The sequence below is a fragment of the Aquabacterium sp. A7-Y genome (genome assembly GCF_026153205.1).
In the GTDB taxonomy this organism is placed as follows: domain Bacteria; phylum Pseudomonadota; class Gammaproteobacteria; order Burkholderiales; family Burkholderiaceae_C; genus Caldimonas.
Genome location: NZ_JAPFBW010000092.1, coordinates 1 through 676, shown reverse-complemented (window position 1 = coordinate 676; position 676 = coordinate 1). Strand labels below are relative to the sequence as shown.

The 676-nt window shown below is 64.5% G+C and carries 1 protein-coding gene; it reads right to left on the bottom strand.

Annotation, left to right across the window (positions count from 1 at the left end):
* The coding region (locus OOT46_RS30665) for an Ig-like domain-containing protein (protein WP_265407410.1) at nt 1-676 on the bottom strand (676 nt) is incomplete at both ends.

The window sequence follows — 676 nt, the reverse complement described above, 5'->3', positions numbered from 1 at the left end:
TTGACTGTCACGCTGACCGTGATGGTGTCCGTGGCGCCTTGCGCGTCGGTGACGACGACAGTGAAAGTGTCGGTGCCGTTGAAGTTGGCGTTGGGCGTGTAGGTGTAGCTGCCGTTGGCGTCGACGACCACGGTACCGTTCGTCGGTGCAGTGTCGATCGCATAGCTCAGCGCATCGCCGTCGGGATCGGTCGCGCTGACGGCATCACTCAGCGAGCCGTCTTCGGCAACTGTCTGGTTCTCGTCAGCACCAACCGGAGCGGGATTGTTGACCGACAGCTCGAAGCTGGAGGAGACCTTGGCACCCTTGGAGTCGGTGGCGGTCACCTCGATGGTGTAGGCCGCGGGGCGGCTGGCGTCGTTGGGCAGGGTGCCGGAGATGACGCCGGTGTTCGGGTCGATGCTCAAGCCAGCCGGCAGGCCGGTGGCCGAGAAGGTGAGCCGGTCGCCGTTGGTGGCGATGTCGGCGTCGCGGAAGACCGAGCTGGCCGGGATGCTGACGGTGGCGGCATCGGTGCTGCTGACGTTGTTCAGCGTGCCGACGAGCACCGGGTTGTCGTTGACCTCGTTGACCGTTACGTTGACCGTGATGGTGTCCGTGGCGCCTTGCGCATCGGTGACAACTACCGTGAAGCTGTCGCTGCCGTTGAAGTTGGCGTTCGGGGTGTAGGTGTAGG